16 protein-coding genes are annotated in these 17,994 nt (G+C 43.2%); 8 read left to right on the top strand and 8 right to left on the bottom strand.

The window, feature by feature from the left end; genetic code table 11:
- Positions 1–127 precede the first annotated feature (127 nt).
- Positions 128–685: a hypothetical protein gene (locus tag QQ041_RS08035; RefSeq protein ID WP_285953533.1), complete on the bottom strand. Its 558-nt coding sequence runs from the start codon at positions 683–685 to the stop codon at positions 128–130.
- Between the two features lie 534 nt (positions 686–1,219).
- Here QQ041_RS08035 and QQ041_RS08030 point away from each other — a divergent pair.
- Positions 1,220–1,900 (top strand): response regulator transcription factor, encoded by a 681-nt coding sequence (locus tag QQ041_RS08030; RefSeq protein ID WP_285953532.1) that lies wholly within the window; start codon positions 1,220–1,222, stop codon positions 1,898–1,900.
- A complete protein-coding gene (locus tag QQ041_RS08025; protein ID WP_285953531.1) occupies positions 1,893–3,242 on the top strand; it encodes a HAMP domain-containing sensor histidine kinase in 1,350 nt (449 codons plus the stop codon). Before QQ041_RS08030 ends, QQ041_RS08025 begins: the two co-directional genes overlap by 8 nt.
- Before the next feature lie 110 nt (positions 3,243–3,352).
- Here QQ041_RS08025 and QQ041_RS08020 read toward each other — a convergent pair whose 3' ends face one another.
- Entirely contained in the window at positions 3,353–3,898 is a 546-nt protein-coding gene (locus QQ041_RS08020; protein WP_285953530.1) for a GNAT family protein, read from the bottom strand.
- A gap of 226 nt (positions 3,899–4,124) precedes the next feature.
- Between QQ041_RS08020 and QQ041_RS08015 the strand changes: the two genes are divergently transcribed.
- On the top strand, positions 4,125–5,390 hold the full coding sequence (locus QQ041_RS08015; protein ID WP_285953529.1) for an HD-GYP domain-containing protein: 1,266 nt from the start codon (positions 4,125–4,127) through the stop codon (positions 5,388–5,390).
- Positions 5,391–5,526: 136 nt separating this feature from the next.
- Here the strand turns inward: QQ041_RS08015 and QQ041_RS08010 are convergent, their stop codons facing one another.
- From QQ041_RS08010 to QQ041_RS07995, 4 genes are all read right to left on the bottom strand, one after another.
- On the bottom strand, positions 5,527–5,976 hold the full coding sequence (locus QQ041_RS08010) for a PTS sugar transporter subunit IIA (protein WP_029223524.1): 450 nt from the start codon (positions 5,974–5,976) through the stop codon (positions 5,527–5,529).
- Positions 5,973–7,229 carry a PTS ascorbate transporter subunit IIC gene (locus QQ041_RS08005; protein WP_285953528.1) on the bottom strand — a complete coding sequence of 419 codons (1,257 nt, stop codon included), beginning with the start codon at positions 7,227–7,229 and terminating at the stop codon, positions 5,973–5,975. The genes QQ041_RS08010 and QQ041_RS08005 overlap by 4 nt, the downstream gene beginning before the upstream one ends.
- 10 nt (positions 7,230–7,239) lie before the next feature.
- A complete protein-coding gene (locus QQ041_RS08000; RefSeq protein WP_017064872.1) occupies positions 7,240–7,509 on the bottom strand; it encodes a PTS sugar transporter subunit IIB in 270 nt (89 codons plus the stop codon).
- A gap of 284 nt (positions 7,510–7,793) precedes the next feature.
- Positions 7,794–8,270, bottom strand: coding sequence for a hypothetical protein (locus QQ041_RS07995; RefSeq protein WP_146492768.1), 477 nt, complete (start codon positions 8,268–8,270; stop codon positions 7,794–7,796).
- Between the two features lie 613 nt (positions 8,271–8,883).
- On the opposite strand from QQ041_RS07995, the gene QQ041_RS07990 reads away from it, so the two are divergent.
- From QQ041_RS07990 to QQ041_RS07980, 3 genes are all read left to right on the top strand, one after another.
- Entirely contained in the window at positions 8,884–10,092 is a 1,209-nt protein-coding gene (locus tag QQ041_RS07990) for a NupC/NupG family nucleoside CNT transporter (RefSeq protein ID WP_285953527.1), read from the top strand.
- A gap of 248 nt (positions 10,093–10,340) precedes the next feature.
- Positions 10,341–10,610: a hypothetical protein gene (locus QQ041_RS07985; protein ID WP_146492738.1), complete on the top strand. Its 270-nt coding sequence runs from the start codon at positions 10,341–10,343 to the stop codon at positions 10,608–10,610.
- Between the two features lie 31 nt (positions 10,611–10,641).
- Positions 10,642–11,250, top strand: coding sequence for a trans-aconitate 2-methyltransferase (locus QQ041_RS07980; protein ID WP_285953526.1), 609 nt, complete (start codon positions 10,642–10,644; stop codon positions 11,248–11,250).
- 110 nt (positions 11,251–11,360) lie between these two features.
- On the opposite strand, the gene QQ041_RS07975 is transcribed toward QQ041_RS07980, so the two are convergent.
- Complete coding sequence (locus tag QQ041_RS07975) at positions 11,361–12,497, bottom strand: DUF3541 domain-containing protein (RefSeq protein WP_285953525.1); 1,137 nt, start codon at positions 12,495–12,497, stop codon at positions 11,361–11,363.
- Positions 12,498–12,780: 283 nt separating this feature from the next.
- Between QQ041_RS07975 and QQ041_RS07970 the strand changes: the two genes are divergently transcribed.
- Positions 12,781–14,136 carry a diguanylate cyclase gene (locus QQ041_RS07970; RefSeq protein WP_146492741.1) on the top strand — a complete coding sequence of 452 codons (1,356 nt, stop codon included), beginning with the start codon at positions 12,781–12,783 and terminating at the stop codon, positions 14,134–14,136.
- A 163-nt stretch (positions 14,137–14,299) separates the two neighbouring features.
- Positions 14,300–15,928, top strand: a complete 1,629-nt coding sequence (locus tag QQ041_RS07965) for a DEAD/DEAH box helicase (RefSeq protein WP_146492742.1) — start codon at positions 14,300–14,302, stop codon at positions 15,926–15,928.
- Between the two features lie 532 nt (positions 15,929–16,460).
- Here QQ041_RS07965 and QQ041_RS07960 read toward each other — a convergent pair.
- Positions 16,461–17,990, bottom strand: a complete 1,530-nt coding sequence (locus QQ041_RS07960) for a DUF3612 domain-containing protein (RefSeq protein ID WP_019823380.1) — start codon at positions 17,988–17,990, stop codon at positions 16,461–16,463.
- Positions 17,991–17,994 lie beyond the last annotated feature (4 nt).

Below are 17,994 nucleotides of genomic sequence, written 5' to 3'. Positions count from 1 at the left end.
TTGGTCGAACCGCGCCCACCGAACTTACTATGTTCAGCCAGTCGCTGGTCAAATTGAATTCTGGCCTTTAACAGCCTTTAAGAAGCTGTTTCAAACAAGAACAAAATGGTATAGAAGAAACAGCGCGTTAAAGATTCAGTGAGCGGATGATTTTGGTCACTTTGCCTTCAGCGTTGCTTTCAATGACATAGCCTTTTTTATCATCAAAAATCTCACCATCGATGAAGTGCCAACCATTTGGCTTATTGATGATCTCTTTAGGAAAGTTCTCATCGAACATTGAATGGTTTGGGTAGACCGTTTCAATAGCTTCAAACAATAACTGAGCTTCATCTTGGTTGGTGACTACGAAGTCTTCTTTAAGGCACATCGTCAACTCCGGAAGGGGTTGAGTGGTGAAGGGTTCTGTCATCGAGCCTAAAACACCGTTGTGCGAGTAAAAACGGTATGAACCAGAACTGCTCTCGCTCCCGTCAGGCGACTTGATATAAGGGGTTGCACTGTAGAACTCACAGTTGAAGACCATCTTTTGAATGATGCTAGTTTGTGGTGTGACCTGAATGTCTATCCAAGAGTTAACTTGTGCTTGAATCTGCTTCACCATTTCTTGTTTATTGGTGTCAGCCAAGAGCGATGTTGAAAATAAAGCTGTGGTGGTGAGTAACAGTGAAAGCGTTTTATTCATCTTAAAGTGAACCCTGTGAGAAAGTGATAATGACCAAATACTGAAGCGATGTATCAATTGGCTGAATGTTACTTTAAGAAGATATTACTTAATAGGACATGCCTCACACTGAGAAATGGAAAGCACTGGTGCTAGGTTGAAGTAATCGATTTCTTTTGATTGTAAGTCTTCTATTTTGGTTTTTTAGCCTGACAAATCGTTGTTTTATGGTTTTATTGACTATCATGTCGTTAGTGTATGGATGGTTGATTTGATAGGGTTTTGTAAATGCCTCAAATGTAAGTGCAAGTAAGAAAATAAAGCGAATGTAAGTGGTGGATAGGCGATTAATACAGCCCTAGCAGATCGTTCTGAATGGTGAAACCTTCATAAATTGAGGCGTATTGGTTGCTGAACCCTGTGTTTGTAAACGTGTATGTACAAAAGTGATTACTATGTTTTGCGTACGGTAAAATTGGGGCTCTAACCACAATGTTGATGATATATGAACAGTATATATACTGCCCTCGCTTTTAATAAATACTGGTGATAGAAATGTCAAAAACCAAAGTGCTCATTGTTGAAGATGACCAAGAGATAGCTCGTTTAACGACGCTTTACCTCGAAGCTGAAGGCTACAATGTTAGCGTTGTTCATGAAGGGAATTTGGCACTTGAAGCGATCCGAAGTATTGAACCTGATTTAGTTCTGCTGGACTTGATGCTTCCAGGCATGAGCGGCGCGCAAATCTGTCGTCAAGCTCGTGAGTTTTACAATGGAATGATCTTAGTGTTGACCGCCTCTGCTGATGAAATGAGCGAGGTTAGCTTGTTCAAGTTTGGAGCGGATGATTACGTTGCAAAACCAATTCGTGGTCATGCCTTGTTGGCACGAATTGAAGCGTTATTACGTCGAGCTGTTCCTGCTCCGGAAGTAACAGTTGAAAAACAGTGCGATATCGTGATCAACAATGCAGCCCAAAGTGCCACTCTGTATGGACAAAACCTCAAGCTCACCTCGGCCGAATTTGAAATCTTAAATCTTCTTGTTAATAACATTTCTCAGGTTGTCACTCGAGACCAGTGCTGTCAGTTATTTAGAGGCATTGATTATGCCTTTAACGACCGCTCGATTGATATGCGAGTATCTGGTTTGCGCCGAAAGCTACGTATTCACGCCAAAGACAAACAGTTGATCCGCACGGTTCGCAACAAGGGGTACATGCTGGTTGCGTAAGTTCATTACTGCGAAACTTCGCTCGGTTTCGATGTTTGCTCGTTTATACCTTGGGATTGTGACTGGGATGTCGGCAACGATATTTTTATTTGTGAACCTTGGTGAAGGGTACATGCGAAGGACCGAGATCGAAACCTTCCTTAATGATGGGATCTACTTTGCTGAACAGTATGTTCGCCAACACAACCAAGAAGACTCGCTATATAAAACACTCGATAGAACAGGCTACCAACAATTTTATATCTTCGATTTACGCCTGTTGAAAGATTGGTCGGGAGAGACTCCCTGCCAACGATGTGAGTTATATACGACCTTAAACGGTGTGCCAATATATTTAAGTGAAAATAACCTCTATTCGGCAGTATTTCAGTTGCCAAACTCTGAATTTAGTTTTGGATTCAGTGAGGTTGGGGATTTTTTCTCTCCTGATATTGAATGGTATGAGGATTCAGAACGGCACTTTTTGCTAGGGCTGTTATTGGCTGTGATTGTGGCGATTGGAGCAAGTGTTTACTTACCTGTGAGGCGTTTTCAAGAAAGAATAGAGTTGCTCGTCGAAAAGCAGAAGCAGTTTGGTAAGGGGAAGCTTAGTACGCGCTCTGATTTGGATGACATCCATCCTGTTTCGGATTTAGCTAGCAGCTTTAACTTCATGGCTGAAGAGATCGAGAGCAAGGTGAAACAGAGTCATATCTTTGCTCAAGCTATCCCGCATGAAGTACGAACCCCGTTAAGTCGTATTCAATTGGCGACCGATATTTTAAGAAGGGGAGCGCCAAATAATCATCAAGTTCTATTCGATGATATTGATAACTACATTGAGGATATCAACGAACTAACGTCAGAAATTATCATGCTGTCGAAGTTGAATGTAATGGACAACTCGTTTTTTGAGTTAGTGAAAGTCAGAGCGAGTTTACTTGAGTATTGTTTAGATCGGATCCGTTATTCTGAGTTGGACAATGTCAGCTTCGAATCAAAGGTAAAACAAGACAGTACGATAAAATGTGATTGTTCAATGGCGCGTTTAGTGTTCGATAATCTTCTTAAGAATGCTGGCAACTACACTCAAGACCAAGTGTGGGTGACGTTAGATGAGAACTCAGAGAGTTGGTTAGTGGTTGTTGAGGATAATGGGCCTGGTATTCCTTATGAGCGCCGTGATGAAGTGTTTCTTCCGTTTTCTCGACTAGATTCAAGCAGAACGTCGACCACAGGGGGATTGGGATTAGGCCTCGCGATTGCTCTATCGGCGGCTAAAAAACTTTCTTGGGATATCAAAATTGACGACAGTAACCACGGTGGTGCCAAGTTCAGTATCGTGATTCCAAAGGTTGCTTAAGCTGTAGCTTTAAGAGCTCTTTAGGCTCGTCAAGTAACAAAGCCACGGACTTATGCTGTGGCTTTTTCATATAGTTAATTACTAAATTATATTACTTATTTTACAAAACGTTAGCGCTCTTGTTGCTTTGAACGATGAAGGCCATAAATAGCGTGGTCAATGATGCGACCATTCAAGTTCTCGTTACGTGTAATGATACCTTCTAAGGCGAAATGTAAGCGCTCACATACCTTGCGACTGCTCTGGTTGCCCGTTGCTGCTGATATCTCGACCTTTTCCATATCTAACTCATTGAAAGCTATATCAATCAGCTTCTGGACAACGCGTGTCACAATCCCCTTTCCTTGGTATGTCTCAGATAACCAATAACCTATCGTCACCTTTTGCTTATCATGATCAATGGTATTGAAACTACAGTTACCGACGACCTTGTCTTTATAGATAATCGCACATGTCATGCTTTTACCTTCCGCATAATCGTGCAGCGAGCGTTGGATGAAGATCCTAAAATCTTGCTCAGTTTTGCAATGTGGCGGCCACACAAGCCATTGGCTTAGGTACTCATTCTGGCTTTGTGAGATCTCTGCGTAATGAACAGCGAAACTCTCTTCAACCAATGCGATGGATAGTTCGTCATCAATAACTGTTTTAAACATGTCTTTCCTTTTCTTATGGCTGCTGATTTTAGTGAATCTTAGTCGGCAGTATATAATGTCGCATGATTTTTAATATGCAACCACTTGTGGCACGGAGTTTTCGTGATACGTTAGATCTATCACGAAACTCATTAAACCTTACAATAGTTGTGTATATAATCATTAAGTATGCATTAGTATTAGCGGCCTAAATATATAAAAACTATAAAAAATCTAGGCTTAATTAATGAATCAACATTGCCAGGACGTGACCGTAGACCTAAGGAAGGCTCTATTTGGTATTGCTAAGGCGCTTGATAACGTCGGTTTCGAAAGCAAAAATCATGGACAGAGGGTGGGTTACATCGCGTATCGATGTGCTCTGAGTGTGGGATGGGAAGAAGAACAAGCGCAACTTGCGTTCTCATTGGGGTTAATTCACGACTGTGGTGTCTCTCAAATTGATGAGCAACGTAGTTTGGTTTCAGGGTTCATTCCTGACTCGAGTTACCACCATTGTCAAAAGGGCTACCAAATTCTAAAAGAGTGCCCGGTTCTTTCTATATTCGCTAAGCCAGTGCTTTATCATCACACTCCTTGGGTTGAGTTAAAGGCTATTCATATTAGCGAGTTAGAAAAAGAGTTAGCAGCCATCGTGATGCTTGCCGATAGGGTCGACTACTTGTATGGCATCACTTCTTCAGATCGTTATGGAAACCTCACACCCGGTGGCAAAGCCAGCATTATTGAACTCTTAACAGAACAAGCGGATGAAATGTTCGAATCCAACCTTGTGCAACACATGTGCGAATTGGTCGATTTGGATGATTTCTGGTTCTCGATGGAGATCCCTTACATTGAAAATATGAGGGATAACTTTGAACCTGTGCCTTTCTTCTCTCAGCAAATGTCGTTGGATGAGACGGTCGCCTTCGCTGAATTTATTGCCAATGTTGTTGATACCAAGAGTTCGTTTACCTTTAAACACTCTTTGAAGGTAGGGCAGCTCTCTGAATACCTCGCCAAGCAGATGGGTTATTCATACACCACTCAGCGTAAACTTTATTTAGCGGGTTTGGTTCATGATATCGGTAAACTGCAAACCCCTAACGACATTCTGCATAAGCCGGATTTACTTACTGAAGAAGAATATTGCTGCATTAAACGCCACGCTACGGACACGCGATTCGCTCTGCAGGAGCTATTCAGTTCTCCTCAGGTTTGCCAGTGGGCATCTAATCACCATGAGAGGTTGGATGGCTCGGGTTATCCAATGGGAAAAACGGCTGAAGAGCTGGATCAACCGAGTCGAATTGTTGCTGTGGTTGATGTGTTCCAAGCGTTGACTCAGTCTCGCCCTTATCGTGCGGGCATGACGCTAGAACAGACGATGGCTATTTTGACGGACCACGTTGATAACTTTAAGCTGGATAGAGAAGTGTTTGAGTGTCTTAAAAAACATGCGCAATACTGCTTTGAATTATCGACAGATAAAAGAATGTACGCGTTTTAGTGCCAGTGAGTCTTTTAGATGTGTGATTCCCTAAATCACGCTCGATGAAAAATGACTTAATACCAGAAACAGAAAAGCGATAGCCGAGGCTATCGCTTTTTTAATTGGGGGTCTTATCAGGATCTTTGGGGCTAGATTAGTAGCGCTTTAAGATCTCGATGATCGCTTGCTCAGTTTCCGCTGCGATAATGGCATCGATGTCATCATCATTTTGGAACAGTTCAGACAGCGCCATAATAGTATGGATGTGGCTATCTGAATCCATTGCCGCCAGAGTGATTGAAAGGTAAACGTCACCGTTGTCTTCCGACTCTAAATCAACACCCTTCTTGAATACCGTCACTTGCAGTGATGCTTCGTTAACGCCATCTTCAGGACGAGCATGCGGCATGGCAATCTTTGGTGCTAGAACATAGTACGCGCCGATGTCTTTGTGCTTTTGCTTGATAGCTTCAACATAGCTAGCTTCGATTTTGTTGCTCGCGAGCAGTGTTGAACATGTCACATCAATTGCTGCATCAACCGTTAGGTTCTCTTCAGAGTTGATGATAACGCCTTGGTTACCAACTAAATCAAACAGGCTCATGAAACAATCCACCCTAGAATCAGACCAACCACACCGAAGTCGAAGTCAGCAAATGTTGTTGCTTCAAGACCCAGGCCACCCAGTACTGGAAGTAGCAGCATCGGTAGGAAAGAGATACACAGACCTTGCGTAAATGAACCTAGGATTGCACCGCGTAAACCGCCTGTTGCGTTACCGTAAACACCAGCCGCGCCACCAACGAAGAAGTGAGGAACAACGCCCGCTACAATGATTGTCCAACCAAGTGCGCCTTGTACTGCCATTGCGAGTAGACCAGCACCGAAAGAACATAGGAAGCCGATAAGTACTGCGTTTGGTGCTACTGGGAATACCATAGGGCAATCAAGAGCAGGTTTCGCACCCGGTACCAGTTTGTCCGAAATACCTTTGAATGCAGGTACGATTTCAGCAATCAACATCTTCACACCTTGCAGTACTATGTAAACACCACCCGCAAAGATTAGAGATTGCATGAAGGTGAATACCACCCAGTTTTGACCACTTGATACTGTTTCTACAAACTCACCGCCTGCGATAATAGATGCAAGCATGAAGAAGATAGCCATCGTTGTTGCTACGGCTACTGGTGTATCACGTAGGAACATCAAGCTTTTTGGAACTTGGATGTCTTCAGTTGTTTTCGATGTGTCACCGAACTTGCTACCAATGAAGCCAGATACGATGTAAGAAAGGGTAGAGAAGTGACCGATAGCCAGCTGATCAGTACCCATCACCTTTTCTGTGTACTTTTGACCTAGAGCTGGCATCACAACCATCAATGTACCCACAATGATCGAGCCGATTGCGACGAGTGCCGTGCCTTCAATGTTTGCTGTAGATAGAATTACTGCCACTAGCATAGACATGAACATTGTGTGGTGGCCCGTTAAGAATATATATTTTAAAGGAGTAATACGAGCCAATAAAATATTCACAACGAACGCGAAGAACATAATTAGAGCCATTTCATAACCGAATGCTTCTTGTGCTAATGCAACAATTGCTTCGTTATTTGGAATAACACCACTTACGCCGAATGCTTCAGTAAATACAACTGAGAAATTATTCAGTGCGCCAACAAGAGCACCTGCACCGAAACCTAAAATTAGGAAACCCATTACGGTTTTAATTGTGCCTTTCAGAATGGTAGAAATATCAGCTTTCTGTGCAACAAGGCCAATAAAAGCTATTAAACCTACCATGATTGCCGGCTCTTTTAATAAGCCGAGCATGAACTCGAAAAAGTTTTGCATAATTTTGACCTTACATGAAAGTTTTTAGTTGTTCTTCAATTGATGCTTTGTCAAAAATATTTTTCAGGCTGATGATGTTCTCTTTACCAGCATCTTTTAGTTGGTTGGCAACATCTGTTGCTGCAACCCAAATATCCGCATTGCTTGATGCTGCAGATGATAGATCTTCGTGATCAACTTCTGCTTCAAAACCAATTTTCTTAGCGACTTCTTTCACTGCCATTTCCATCATTAGAGAAGTACCAAGGCCGTTACCGCAAACTACAAGAATCTTTTTCATAATATTTGTCTCAATTGGATTTTTGGGGTTGAGAAACTTCGTTCTCTTATTGTGTGAGAGCATAGTAATGGAAATATTCAGATTTCAATAAGATCCCCATCACAAAGCTAAAATGAGATTGTGATGGAGATCTCGTTAATTTGTAGTAAAGATCCAGAGTGAGACTTTGATCAAATTTAACTTTTCACTCGAATATGCAACGTATTTTATTGAGAAAGGCAGGCTTAATTAGTTTTTATATCAGAATATAAATCTATAGAGGCTTTATTGTAGAAAATAGAGAATTAATCGTATCGACCGTAGTCAGTAAGCATTTTCTTAAGCATGCTATTAACGTCTTTGGTTTTTTTATTTCTTTTCGTCAACTGGCTAAGCGAGGTTGGTTTTGGGGAGGCAATACTTTCACTGTCGACTTCTTCAGTTTTATCTTTCATTTTCTGCACTGCAGGCAATAACATTCTAATTTCTTCATTATTTGCATTGGTCAGTACAACAATATTTTCAGATTCAACTTGAGTAATGGTTAATATTCCGTGTTTAACAGATTCAACCTTTTCTCCAATCATAATTGATTCAGGTGCGACAGAGCGATCGGTTAGTTGGCCTGTACGTAATTTCGCCGCACTGATAGCGCGGATATTTCCGGTGTTTTCAAACGCGACAATAACAGTATAGGTATTATAATATTCAACTACTGTCACATAGCCGTGTCTATTTGTTTTGAATCTAGCTCCATTGCTCATATCGTGCGGAGCTTCCATTTTCTTCACGAGTTTCCTCTCTTAGTCTCGATGGCTGTTATATCTAATCAGCTCTATTGGTATTTTATAGATAATTATTTGGTGAGATCATACAAAGTATATACGCATCTAAACTTAAGATGAATCTTGAAGTCTCGGGAAATGAGGCAGAGCACAGAAAAGTAGTAAGAATCACACAGAATTAACCGAGTGATTACGCTCACACACTTAAAGACTTAACATTACAAATTCAACTCCCTACAAATTGTCTACAGTTTTGAAGCTCGAAAACGACGACAAACAATACATTTTGTTTAATCCTTGACCGCGCGATCGTTTGCGTTAAAAAATGTGATGAAAGTCTCACTTAACTGTTTATACTTCTCTTCCGGTTTTAAGCCGGTGCTTAGCCAATACAAGCCGTCACATGGATATGTGAATGACCCCACGGACCGGACCAGCTACGTTCCACTGCTTGTATAAGGTGATTTTTTACATGAACAACTCGTTGTTACAGTCGCTAACTCTGTTAGCTCCTTCATCGCGTAGCGTTTTGCTTGCGGTCCTTTGTCCTGTTCCTTTGATGTCATTTGCTTGGCTCATGTTCACTCTATAAGGATTACTAGGACACATTATGAATATTCTATTTGGTTTTGTCGGTGTTATTGCACTGATTGCTTGCGCGTACCTGCTATCTGAAAGTCGTTCTTCGATTAACTGGAAAACGGTTTCTCGTGCTCTATTACTTCAGATTGGCTTTGCTGCTCTAGTGTTGTATTTCCCATGGGGACAGTTGGCGTTAACAAGCCTGAGTAACGGCGTTTCTAGCCTGCTTGGTTTTGCAGATGCTGGTATTGCTTTCCTTTTCGGTGACCTTGCTACTGAAGGCTTCATTTTCGCGGTTCGCGTACTTCCAATCATTATCTTCTTCAGTGCTTTGATCTCTGCGCTTTATTACTTAGGTATCATGCAGAAAGTGATTCAAATCCTGGGCGGAGCGGTGCAAAAACTGCTGGGTACAAGTAAAGCTGAATCTCTGGTTGCGACAGGTAATATCTTCCTTTCTCAGGGTGAGTCTCCTCTTCTTATTCGTCCTTTTTTAAAGTCTATGACTCGTTCTGAACTGTTTGCTGTCATGGCAGGTGGTATGGCGTCGGTAGCCGGTAGTGTACTTGGTGGTTATGCTGGTTTAGGTGTTGAACTTAAATACCTTATTGCCGCAAGCTTCATGGCAGCGCCGGGTAGCCTGTTAATGGCGAAGATCATTGTTCCTGAGCGCAGCACACCAAGTGACTACGACCATATCGAACTAGATAAAGCAGACCAAAGCAACGTGATTGATGCATTGGCAAGCGGCGCGATGAACGGTATGAAAGTCGCAGTGGCGGTCGGTACTATGTTGATTGCATTCGTGAGCGTGATTGCGATGGTCAATACGGGCTTAGAAAGCCTAGGTGAAACGTTCGGTTTTACGGGTATTACACTGCAAGCTATCTTCGGTTACCTGTTCTCACCACTAGCGTGGCTGATTGGTATCCCGAGTGATGAAGTATTGATGGCGGGTTCTTACATCGGTCAGAAGATCGTAATGAACGAGTTTGTTGCTTTCATCGATTTCGTTGAGAACAAAGCACTGCTATCTGAACACAGCCAAGTGATTGTGACATTTGCTCTATGTGGTTTTGCTAACATCGGCTCTATCGCGATTCAACTGGGTTCTATCGGTGTGATGGCGCCAGAGCGTCGTGCTGAAGTTGCTAACCTAGGTTTGAAAGCAGTAGCAGCTGGTACGCTAGCAAACCTAATGAGCGCATGTTTAGCGGGTATCTTCATCCTGCTTTAAGCTAGATTCAGTTAAAGCGGACACTTTTCTTACGGATTCAACGTGAGAAGGGTGTCCGCTTTTTTGTGCCTGATCGTTAAGTCTGGCCATTACGTCATTGGTTATACGGTGGGTAACGCTCACTCGGAAGAGTAATAGAGGCAACCTCTTTTATCCGATATACTTGTATATCATCGGGTTGCGATTAAGAACACTAGGTTGTGATTCAGAACAAAGGCAACCAAGTCCAATAAATCAAAGGTTTTTCCATGAATATGCGCGTTATCATCGGTCTTATTGCTACTTTCATTGGCTTGTTTACGATGGTTTATTTTATTGCTGGTGGATCTCAGTTTCCTATCTATCAGTGGCCACAAGAGGCTTATCTCGGTTTGGTGTTTAGCGTCGTGTGGGGTACTGGAGTAGCAGCATCGGTCGCGTACTTCTTCTCGGCACTGGTGTTTGTGACTGCCGCTGTGGTGTGTTATGCGATTGGATACAAGATCGGTGGTCTGTTTTCGAACGACTCTAAAGTCTAGCTGATTTGATCATATGATTGAGTAGTATGTAATGCATTGGCGTGATCGTTTTAAGGTGTATTGGTATCACCGAAAGCAAACCAAGCGTTGGAAAGGGGATAAGGCAAAGTCTTTAGGTTGGACCAATGAAGAGAGTCAGTTGTGTCGCTTCGAAGTGATTGCTCGTTCGGCTGATTTCGAAAATAAGAGTGTTTTGGATTTAGGGTGTGGCTATGGGGAATTGTTCGAGCTGCTCGACAGCATCTACCACATTCAATCTTACACCGGTGTTGACCAACACGCAGGCTTCCTCAAAAAGGCCAAGCAAAACTACACTGAACCACGCAGCCAGTTCCTTGCGGGTGACATGAGTAAGATGAGCCTAGAAGCACACGATGTGGTTATCGCGAGTGGCTCTTTGAACTACATTTGCCGTGATTCTGACTATCTGACAAACATGATTACTCGGATGTTTGACCTAGCGAATCAAACCGTGATTTTTAATCTTCTCAATTCAAGCCAATACCCATCACGTAATGCCTTGATGAGTTACCACCCTCAAGGCGTATATCGCTTCTGTAAAACATTGTGTGACGATGTCTCTCTGATAGAAGGCTATGCTGAAGGGGATTTCACGATAGTGATGAACAAGGCTGTCTGAGCGTTTTAGCTTTATGCTTTGTACGCGCTATTGATATTTTTCAGGTATTAAAAAGCCGCACGCCTTAAAGGTGTGCGGCTTTTTGGTTTTTGTCGTCTGGCTTAAGTGTTCTATTTATTCTCAACGAGCCCGTAAGGAATCGTTTTAAATATCTTTGGGTTCCCTTTGAAGGTTGGTGCTTCATTCACTTGTTGCCAATCGAGTAGCATGATCGCCAGCACGTTTCGGTGTTCACCGTACTCAAGGTCAAAATCACCAGTGATTGAAGGAATCATCCCGTATTTCTCATCGATAGAGGCTTGGATCGCGAGTCGAGTTTTTTCTACTACCGGGTCATCTTCTAAGCCCGCAAGCAAAAAGGTCAATCCAACCTCGGCAATGACATCTTCTTTCGCACGAAGCAATATTGTATCGATGTTTTCTCTGAAGTAATCGTAGATCCATTGATGATCTTGTTCGCTTACTTGGTGTTGATAATATTCCGAATCACCAAAGATCACGTGTGTCATACCATAGATCTTATTGCCGTATTGTTGGCTAGAGAGCTTCTTGTCTTTATCGTCTGGGTACGCTTTTTTGAAGGTGTCGACGAACTCATCAACCACATTTTGTTCACCTAGCTGGCGTAGCCAGTAGACTTGATTGGCTAATTGAGCTGCCCACGCTTTCACCATGTCTTCATTGGTAACGTATCGTGAGAAGTCATAGCGACGAATGATTTCACGTAGTTTGGCATCGTTCTTGTGTTCTAAACCGTATTCATTGGCACGAGCCATAGAACCAAGAAGGTCAACGCCTAGGTAAAGGTATTCTGGCATGTGCTTGGTGATGTTGTAGCGTCGAACGCTGCGCTCATCGCTATCGCCAACATAAGATGCAACGCGCTTTTCTGAGTAGAGCACGATTTGTTCCATGGTTTGAACGTCATTCGACAGGGTGTTGAGCTTGCTTGCCACTCGTGCCATGTCACTCCATACCGCAGCAGAATACTTATCATCTAATGTCTGGCGATACATGCGTAGTCCGTAGTGACCCTCTTTGAATGCAGGCAGGGTGTAAAGTTGGCTTTCGTAGGTAGCGCGAATGAGGTCAGCAGATTGCTTGAAAGATTGTTCTTGAGAATTGAGCGAATCGGCTTGGGATTGAATACTCGATACATTTGTCGCCAGAGCGTTCTCTTGTGCGTGAACAGCGACCGTAATTGAGGCCGATAGTAATGTGCACAGTGTAATCGTTTTTAGCTTCATGTCGTGAGGTACCAAGCTGATTAATAGTCTATGTAAAATAACATCGATGAATCCTTTAATGTAAGGTTTGAGTCAATACAATGTAAGCTTTATAAGGTTTACTAACCCTTTTTGATTAAGTAATTAGTATAGTTAACAGACCTGAAGTGATGAATGGCACAATATTTGATAGATAGTAGACGTTAGTATAGATTTTTAATGACTTAGCGGCATACTGGAGCAATAAGCCAGAAATGAGCCGTTATCAGGCAGTATATAGAACAAAAGTGTTAGAGGTTCGTAAATGCCAAGTGGTTCTAGCAAGCAGTGGTCTGCCAAAATAGTATCTGTTCTTTTTTTCCTTACGATAGTTGGCGCGATTGAGTTTTTTCACGCCAAGCAATTAATTTTTCTTAAAAACGAATCGTATTCAGAGGCAAAAAAGCAACTATCCATTATTCGTTCTCGGATTGAAGTCGCGATCGTGTCGGATATGTATATCCTCAATAATTTCTCGACTTTAGTGACCATTAACCCTGATGGTGAAGTGAAAAACTGGGACAAGATTGCTGAGAATATCATTCAAGATGGCTTCCATATTCGACTTATCGCACTCGCCAAAGACGACATTCTAAATTTTGTTTACCCTCTGGAAGGTAATGAGCAGGTTCTAGGTATTAATTATCGCGATCACCCAAACCAATGGGAGTCTGTAGAGATAGCTCGTAATCTTGGCAATACGTTTATTGCGGGTCCCTTTGAGCTGTTTCAAGGAGGGCAAGCCCTTATTACACGTACTCCGATCTTCCGAGATCCGCCTTTCAATCAAGATTACTGGGGTGTATCTAGCGCTGCTATTGGCTTAGACGAGCTGTTTGAAGATGTCGGAATCGGGAAGATCGAGAACAAGTATCAACTTGCGATACGTGGTAAAAACAGTTCAGGTAAAGATGGCGCTGTCTTTTATGGTACTCAGGATGTGTTCGATAATGCGTTTGCCACCGAACAGGTAAGTTTCCCATATGGTGGTTGGTACCTTGCTCTTTCTGGTAACGAATATGTATTGATGGATGAACCTTGGTACCGAATCCAAGCGGTAAGGCTAGTGGGTTATTCCATAATGCTAGTGTTGGCGTTTGCCTTCTTTACGATTTATCGCCTGTACCGTATTGCAGATAGCCGCTCAATGCATGATGAGCTAACGATGTTACCGAATCGTCGATACTTTATGTATAGCCTCAAGCAGGCCTTTAAAACTACTCAAAAACAGCGAGCGAGAACGTTTGCCGTTGTAAATATCGACCTCGATGGGTTTAAAGCGATCAATGACACTTATGGTCATGCAGCTGGCGATCAGGTATTGATCGAGTGTGCAAACCGAATTAGGAGTGAACTACGAGTTTCAGATATCGTCGCAAGGATAGGCGGTGATGAGTTCTTAGTTTTATTGCCACGCATCATTGATGATCAGCACGTATCGTCGATCGTGACTAAACTACGAAAGGCGATGTGCGCGGCACCAGTTGTTTACGAGGCGCACTCTATTTATCTTCGAATTAGTGTTGGTTGGGTTATTCATAATAACAACTACAATGATGTCGATGCGCTCTTGAAAGCGGCTGATGAAAAAATGTACGAACAGAAGCGTCAAGTTATCTAGGTTGAATTTGAGCTGCGATTAGAATTTAGTTGCTGAATGTGGGGAAAAGCCTCAGAATACCGCGCTTTGCTCCGTATCAATGTATTTGATGAGCAAAAGCTGAAGCAACGCATTTTTTAACGTGTTGCTCATACTAAATGTTATTCAACTGAGAAAATAATCTATGAGTTTTACCTCCCTTGGCCTTTCTGAACCGATCCTTAAAGCTATTGAAGCACAAGGTTACGATAAGCCATCACCAATACAAGAGAAAGCCGTGCCAGCTGTCCTAACGGGCAAAGATGTGATGGCCGCTGCTCAAACAGGTACAGGTAAAACTGCAGGCTTCACGCTACCTATTCTTGAAATGTTGTCAAAAGGCCCTCGCGTACGTCAGAACCAAGTACGTGCGCTGGTGTTAACGCCAACTCGTGAGCTTGCTGCGCAAGTAAATGGCAGCGTAGTGAAGTACGGTATTAACTTACCGCTTACCTCTACGGTTGTGTTTGGTGGTGTGAAGATTAACCCTCAGATGCAAAAACTGCGTAAAGGTAGTGATGTGTTGGTGGCGACACCGGGTCGTCTACTTGACCTATATAACCAAAATGCCGTGCGTTTTGACCAACTAGAAATCCTAGTGCTAGATGAAGCTGACCGCATGCTAGACATGGGCTTCATCCGTGACATCCGTAAGATCTTGGCTTTCTTACCTAAGAAGCGTCAGAACCTACTGTTCTCAGCGACGTTCTCTGATGATATTCGCAGCTTAGCGAAAGGCTTAGTTAACAATCCTGTTGAGATTTCAGTAAGCCCTGCTAACTCGACGGCAAAAACCGTTGAGCAAAGCATCTACCCAGTAGACAAAAAGAAAAAGAGCGCAATGCTAGCGAAGCTAATCAAAGATAACGATTGGCGACAAGTGTTGGTGTTCAGCAAGACGAAACACGGCGCGAATAAGCTTGCTCGCTTCCTTGAAGAACAAGACATCACTGCTGCACCTATTCATGGTAACAAGAGCCAAGGTGCACGTACTAAAGCCTTAGAGAACTTTAAAACGGGTAAGGTACGAGTACTTGTTGCAACTGATATCGCTGCTCGTGGTATCGATATCCCACAACTGCCCCAAGTAGTTAACTTCGATCTTCCACATGTATCAGAAGACTATGTACACCGTATCGGTCGTACTGGCCGCGCTGGTGAAGTAGGTAAAGCGATTTCACTGGTTTGTGCTGATGAAGTGGGCGAGTTGTTCGGTATTGAACGTCTTATTCAACAAGTACTAGAGCGTCGTGAGCTTGAAGGCTTCTCGCCAGTAAACAAGCTACCAGAATCTCGTTTAGATACACGTCCAATCAAGCCTAAGAAGCCGAAAAAAGCAAAACAGCCACGTGAGCATGCTGATGGTCAACGCTCTGGTGATAACGCTCGTGGACACAAGCCAGCAGGTAAGAATAAGCGTCATGTAGCAGGTAATGGCTCAGCGCCAAAACGTAATCCAACGTCTGGAAAGAAGCCTACTGAAAACAATTCAGCCGCGACTGGTGAAGATAAATCAGTAAGAAACAACGGCAGTAACTTTAAACGCGGTAATGCGGGCAATAAACCTGCTGCAAATAACGCAGGTTCTCAGAACACTCTGAGCAAGCCAAGCGGTGCGGGTAAAACTACCGGTACAGGTAAGCCAAACAACGCAGGTAAGCCTAAGAAGTCTGGTTACGGTGGTAGCTACGGTCCGAGCAAGTCGTCAAATAAGCCGACAGGCAACAAACCGTCACCGTCTAGAAGCCGCTCTAAGCCAGCTCCTCAGAAGTAGAGTCTCTTAGATAGATCATAAAGGTCCAATAACGAGAGTGCTTTTTAGGAGAGTTCTCGTTGATTCGGGACTTTCTGCTATCTAACTCAAATAAGCGCGAATATTGAATTTCAATGTTCGCGTTTTTTTATGGGCGTTGATTTGTAACTCAGGAGAGGTTTATTGCTGTTTAAAGTGATTGAACCTAAGGGAAGTACGGCATTTTGGGAAAGGGAAATGAATCTTTAAGGATTTATTAATAACAACATAATCACTAGCGTTTTTGTTGAATTTTGCAATTTGCAATTTCAGTTTGCAAAACAAATAAGCATTTACGAACAATACGTGTCCAGATGCGTAGTAAATACGTGTTTTAAAAGTTGGCACGCATACTGCATTGGTAATGGTGACCCTTCTTAAGCCGAGGGTCACCTAGCCAACTGACGTTGTTAGTGAACCTTTTTTGTTCACACAAAATATATGACCAATCACCCTTATTGTGATTGGTTTTTTTTTGCCTGAATTTTAGGTTCTATTTTTTGTTATTACTTCTTTACTCACCACACTTCGAATAACAGCTTGGTTGGCGAGGGCATTCTCCACCTCTGGAGCAGATAAGCCTTGCCTCTGTCTCTATCCCACGTTCAATCCAATTTATATTTAGAATCTTGGCTATTGTCGTGAGATCTTTCTTGATGTTGCGCGGGATTGCCACAGAGCCACCGTTGTTAACACATGATGCTTTTAGCTGCTCTGCTATGTCTCTTGAATTACCGCCTTGAGCATCAATCGCAGGGTTGAGATCTATACCAGCACACAACACACGATTGTTACCCGCGGGATCCGTCATATTGATGGATTCACAGCAGTAGATTCTTGGCTCGTCTCCCACATTTAAAATGGAGATTTGAGCCGAGCTTCCCGCTCGAGGCTCCGATAATCGACGGAACACAGCCCAATGTTGACATGGATCAGCGACCGTTCTCATATTTCCCCAAGGCAGTGGAATCCCGTTCCCGCGGTATACCGCCTTGAGCTTCCCAGGCCCGTAAGCATCAAAGTAATGCCAGTGAGGGTAGGGCGATACTACTGTCATTCGGCGCATTGCAACAGAGGGGGAAACCCCTGCTCTTTTGTGAACGTCGATTTCGTAACCAGTGCGGTCGAGTAACTGTCTAAATGGGACTTTCGGACACAGCAGTGCTCCGGCAAAGAAGCTAGATTCGAAGTCACGCCATGCTTGAAGAATGTCTTGAGAGTTCAGCTGAGAAGAGCCTGAAACTTGGTTGTCGTCCCATGTATTGTTGTTACCTACCGACAACACACTTTTTAGCCCCTCTTTGCTGTGCAGAATGCAATGGCCGATATAAACCGAGAGGTCGTATTTTAGACGAGTTGGGTATTCCTTGAGAATTTCGTTTAAGAAGATAGTACCGGGAGGCTCAAAAAATGAAGTAACCAGTTGCTTGGCATTAATTCCTAGCTCGTCGACTACGTCTTGAGGTGTCCGTGTAACCCAGCGGATGTTGATTCCTAGGCTTCTAGCGATGTCTATGAGGTCTTCTACGCTGAGGTTAAGACGTTTTAGACCAACTTCTTCTGCAGCTCGCTCAAGGTCAGGGAAGTGGTTCTGGTTGCTCTCTTGGTGTGCCCGAATCAATAGATGCGCAAACTGGCGACCGGAGATTCCCGTTTGCGAAAGCATCTCAGGAATCGCGATTTGAAGAATGTCGTTGGAAAAAAGGAAGCTCGGTTCGAGTGCCATGCCACTTATTCCACCCCGATTTCCTTTATCAGGTGCAATGGCTTGTTGTTCCGATTCATCGTCGAGGAACCACGTTGGGTTTTTCTGAAAGACCTGGGCAATCACTTCTAGCATATCGATGCTTGGGACCCGCTTTCCACGCTCAATCATTGAAAGGTAAGAAACGGAAGGTGCGTATTCTGGGTTGATCCTAATACAACGCGCAGACAGGTCTTCCATCGTTAAATGGTTACGTTTTCGAAGGTTACGTATTTTCGTACCTAGGAAATGTGACTGACGAACTAAACTTTTTGACAAGGCCATATTTGTAAAATTCACATTG

The organism is Vibrio sp. TMPB1044 (assembly GCF_030442075.1).
Classification (GTDB): domain Bacteria; phylum Pseudomonadota; class Gammaproteobacteria; order Enterobacterales; family Vibrionaceae; genus Vibrio; species Vibrio satsumensis.
This window is presented reverse-complemented; position numbering and strand designations above follow the sequence as displayed.

What these genes read in the sequence shown, in the direction of transcription:
- QQ041_RS08035 (WP_285953533.1), bottom strand. Translation starts at nt 685, where the DNA reads ATGAATAAAACGCTTTCACTGTTACTCACCACCACAGCTTTATTTTCA.
- QQ041_RS08030 (WP_285953532.1), top strand. Translation starts at nt 1,220, where the DNA reads ATGTCAAAAACCAAAGTGCTCATTGTTGAAGATGACCAAGAGATAGCT.
- QQ041_RS08020 (WP_285953530.1), bottom strand. Translation starts at nt 3,898, where the DNA reads ATGTTTAAAACAGTTATTGATGACGAACTATCCATCGCATTGGTTGAA.
- QQ041_RS08015 (WP_285953529.1), top strand. Translation starts at nt 4,125, where the DNA reads ATGAATCAACATTGCCAGGACGTGACCGTAGACCTAAGGAAGGCTCTA.
- QQ041_RS08010 (WP_029223524.1), bottom strand. Translation starts at nt 5,976, where the DNA reads ATGAGCCTGTTTGATTTAGTTGGTAACCAAGGCGTTATCATCAACTCT.
- QQ041_RS08005 (WP_285953528.1), bottom strand. Translation starts at nt 7,229, where the DNA reads ATGCAAAACTTTTTCGAGTTCATGCTCGGCTTATTAAAAGAGCCGGCA.
- QQ041_RS08000 (WP_017064872.1), bottom strand. Translation starts at nt 7,509, where the DNA reads ATGAAAAAGATTCTTGTAGTTTGCGGTAACGGCCTTGGTACTTCTCTA.
- QQ041_RS07995 (WP_146492768.1), bottom strand. Translation starts at nt 8,270, where the DNA reads ATGGAAGCTCCGCACGATATGAGCAATGGAGCTAGATTCAAAACAAAT.
- QQ041_RS07990 (WP_285953527.1), top strand. Translation starts at nt 8,884, where the DNA reads ATGAATATTCTATTTGGTTTTGTCGGTGTTATTGCACTGATTGCTTGC.
- QQ041_RS07985 (WP_146492738.1), top strand. Translation starts at nt 10,341, where the DNA reads ATGAATATGCGCGTTATCATCGGTCTTATTGCTACTTTCATTGGCTTG.
- QQ041_RS07980 (WP_285953526.1), top strand. Translation starts at nt 10,642, where the DNA reads ATGCATTGGCGTGATCGTTTTAAGGTGTATTGGTATCACCGAAAGCAA.
- QQ041_RS07975 (WP_285953525.1), bottom strand. Translation starts at nt 12,497, where the DNA reads ATGAAGCTAAAAACGATTACACTGTGCACATTACTATCGGCCTCAATT.
- QQ041_RS07970 (WP_146492741.1), top strand. Translation starts at nt 12,781, where the DNA reads ATGCCAAGTGGTTCTAGCAAGCAGTGGTCTGCCAAAATAGTATCTGTT.
- QQ041_RS07965 (WP_146492742.1), top strand. Translation starts at nt 14,300, where the DNA reads ATGAGTTTTACCTCCCTTGGCCTTTCTGAACCGATCCTTAAAGCTATT.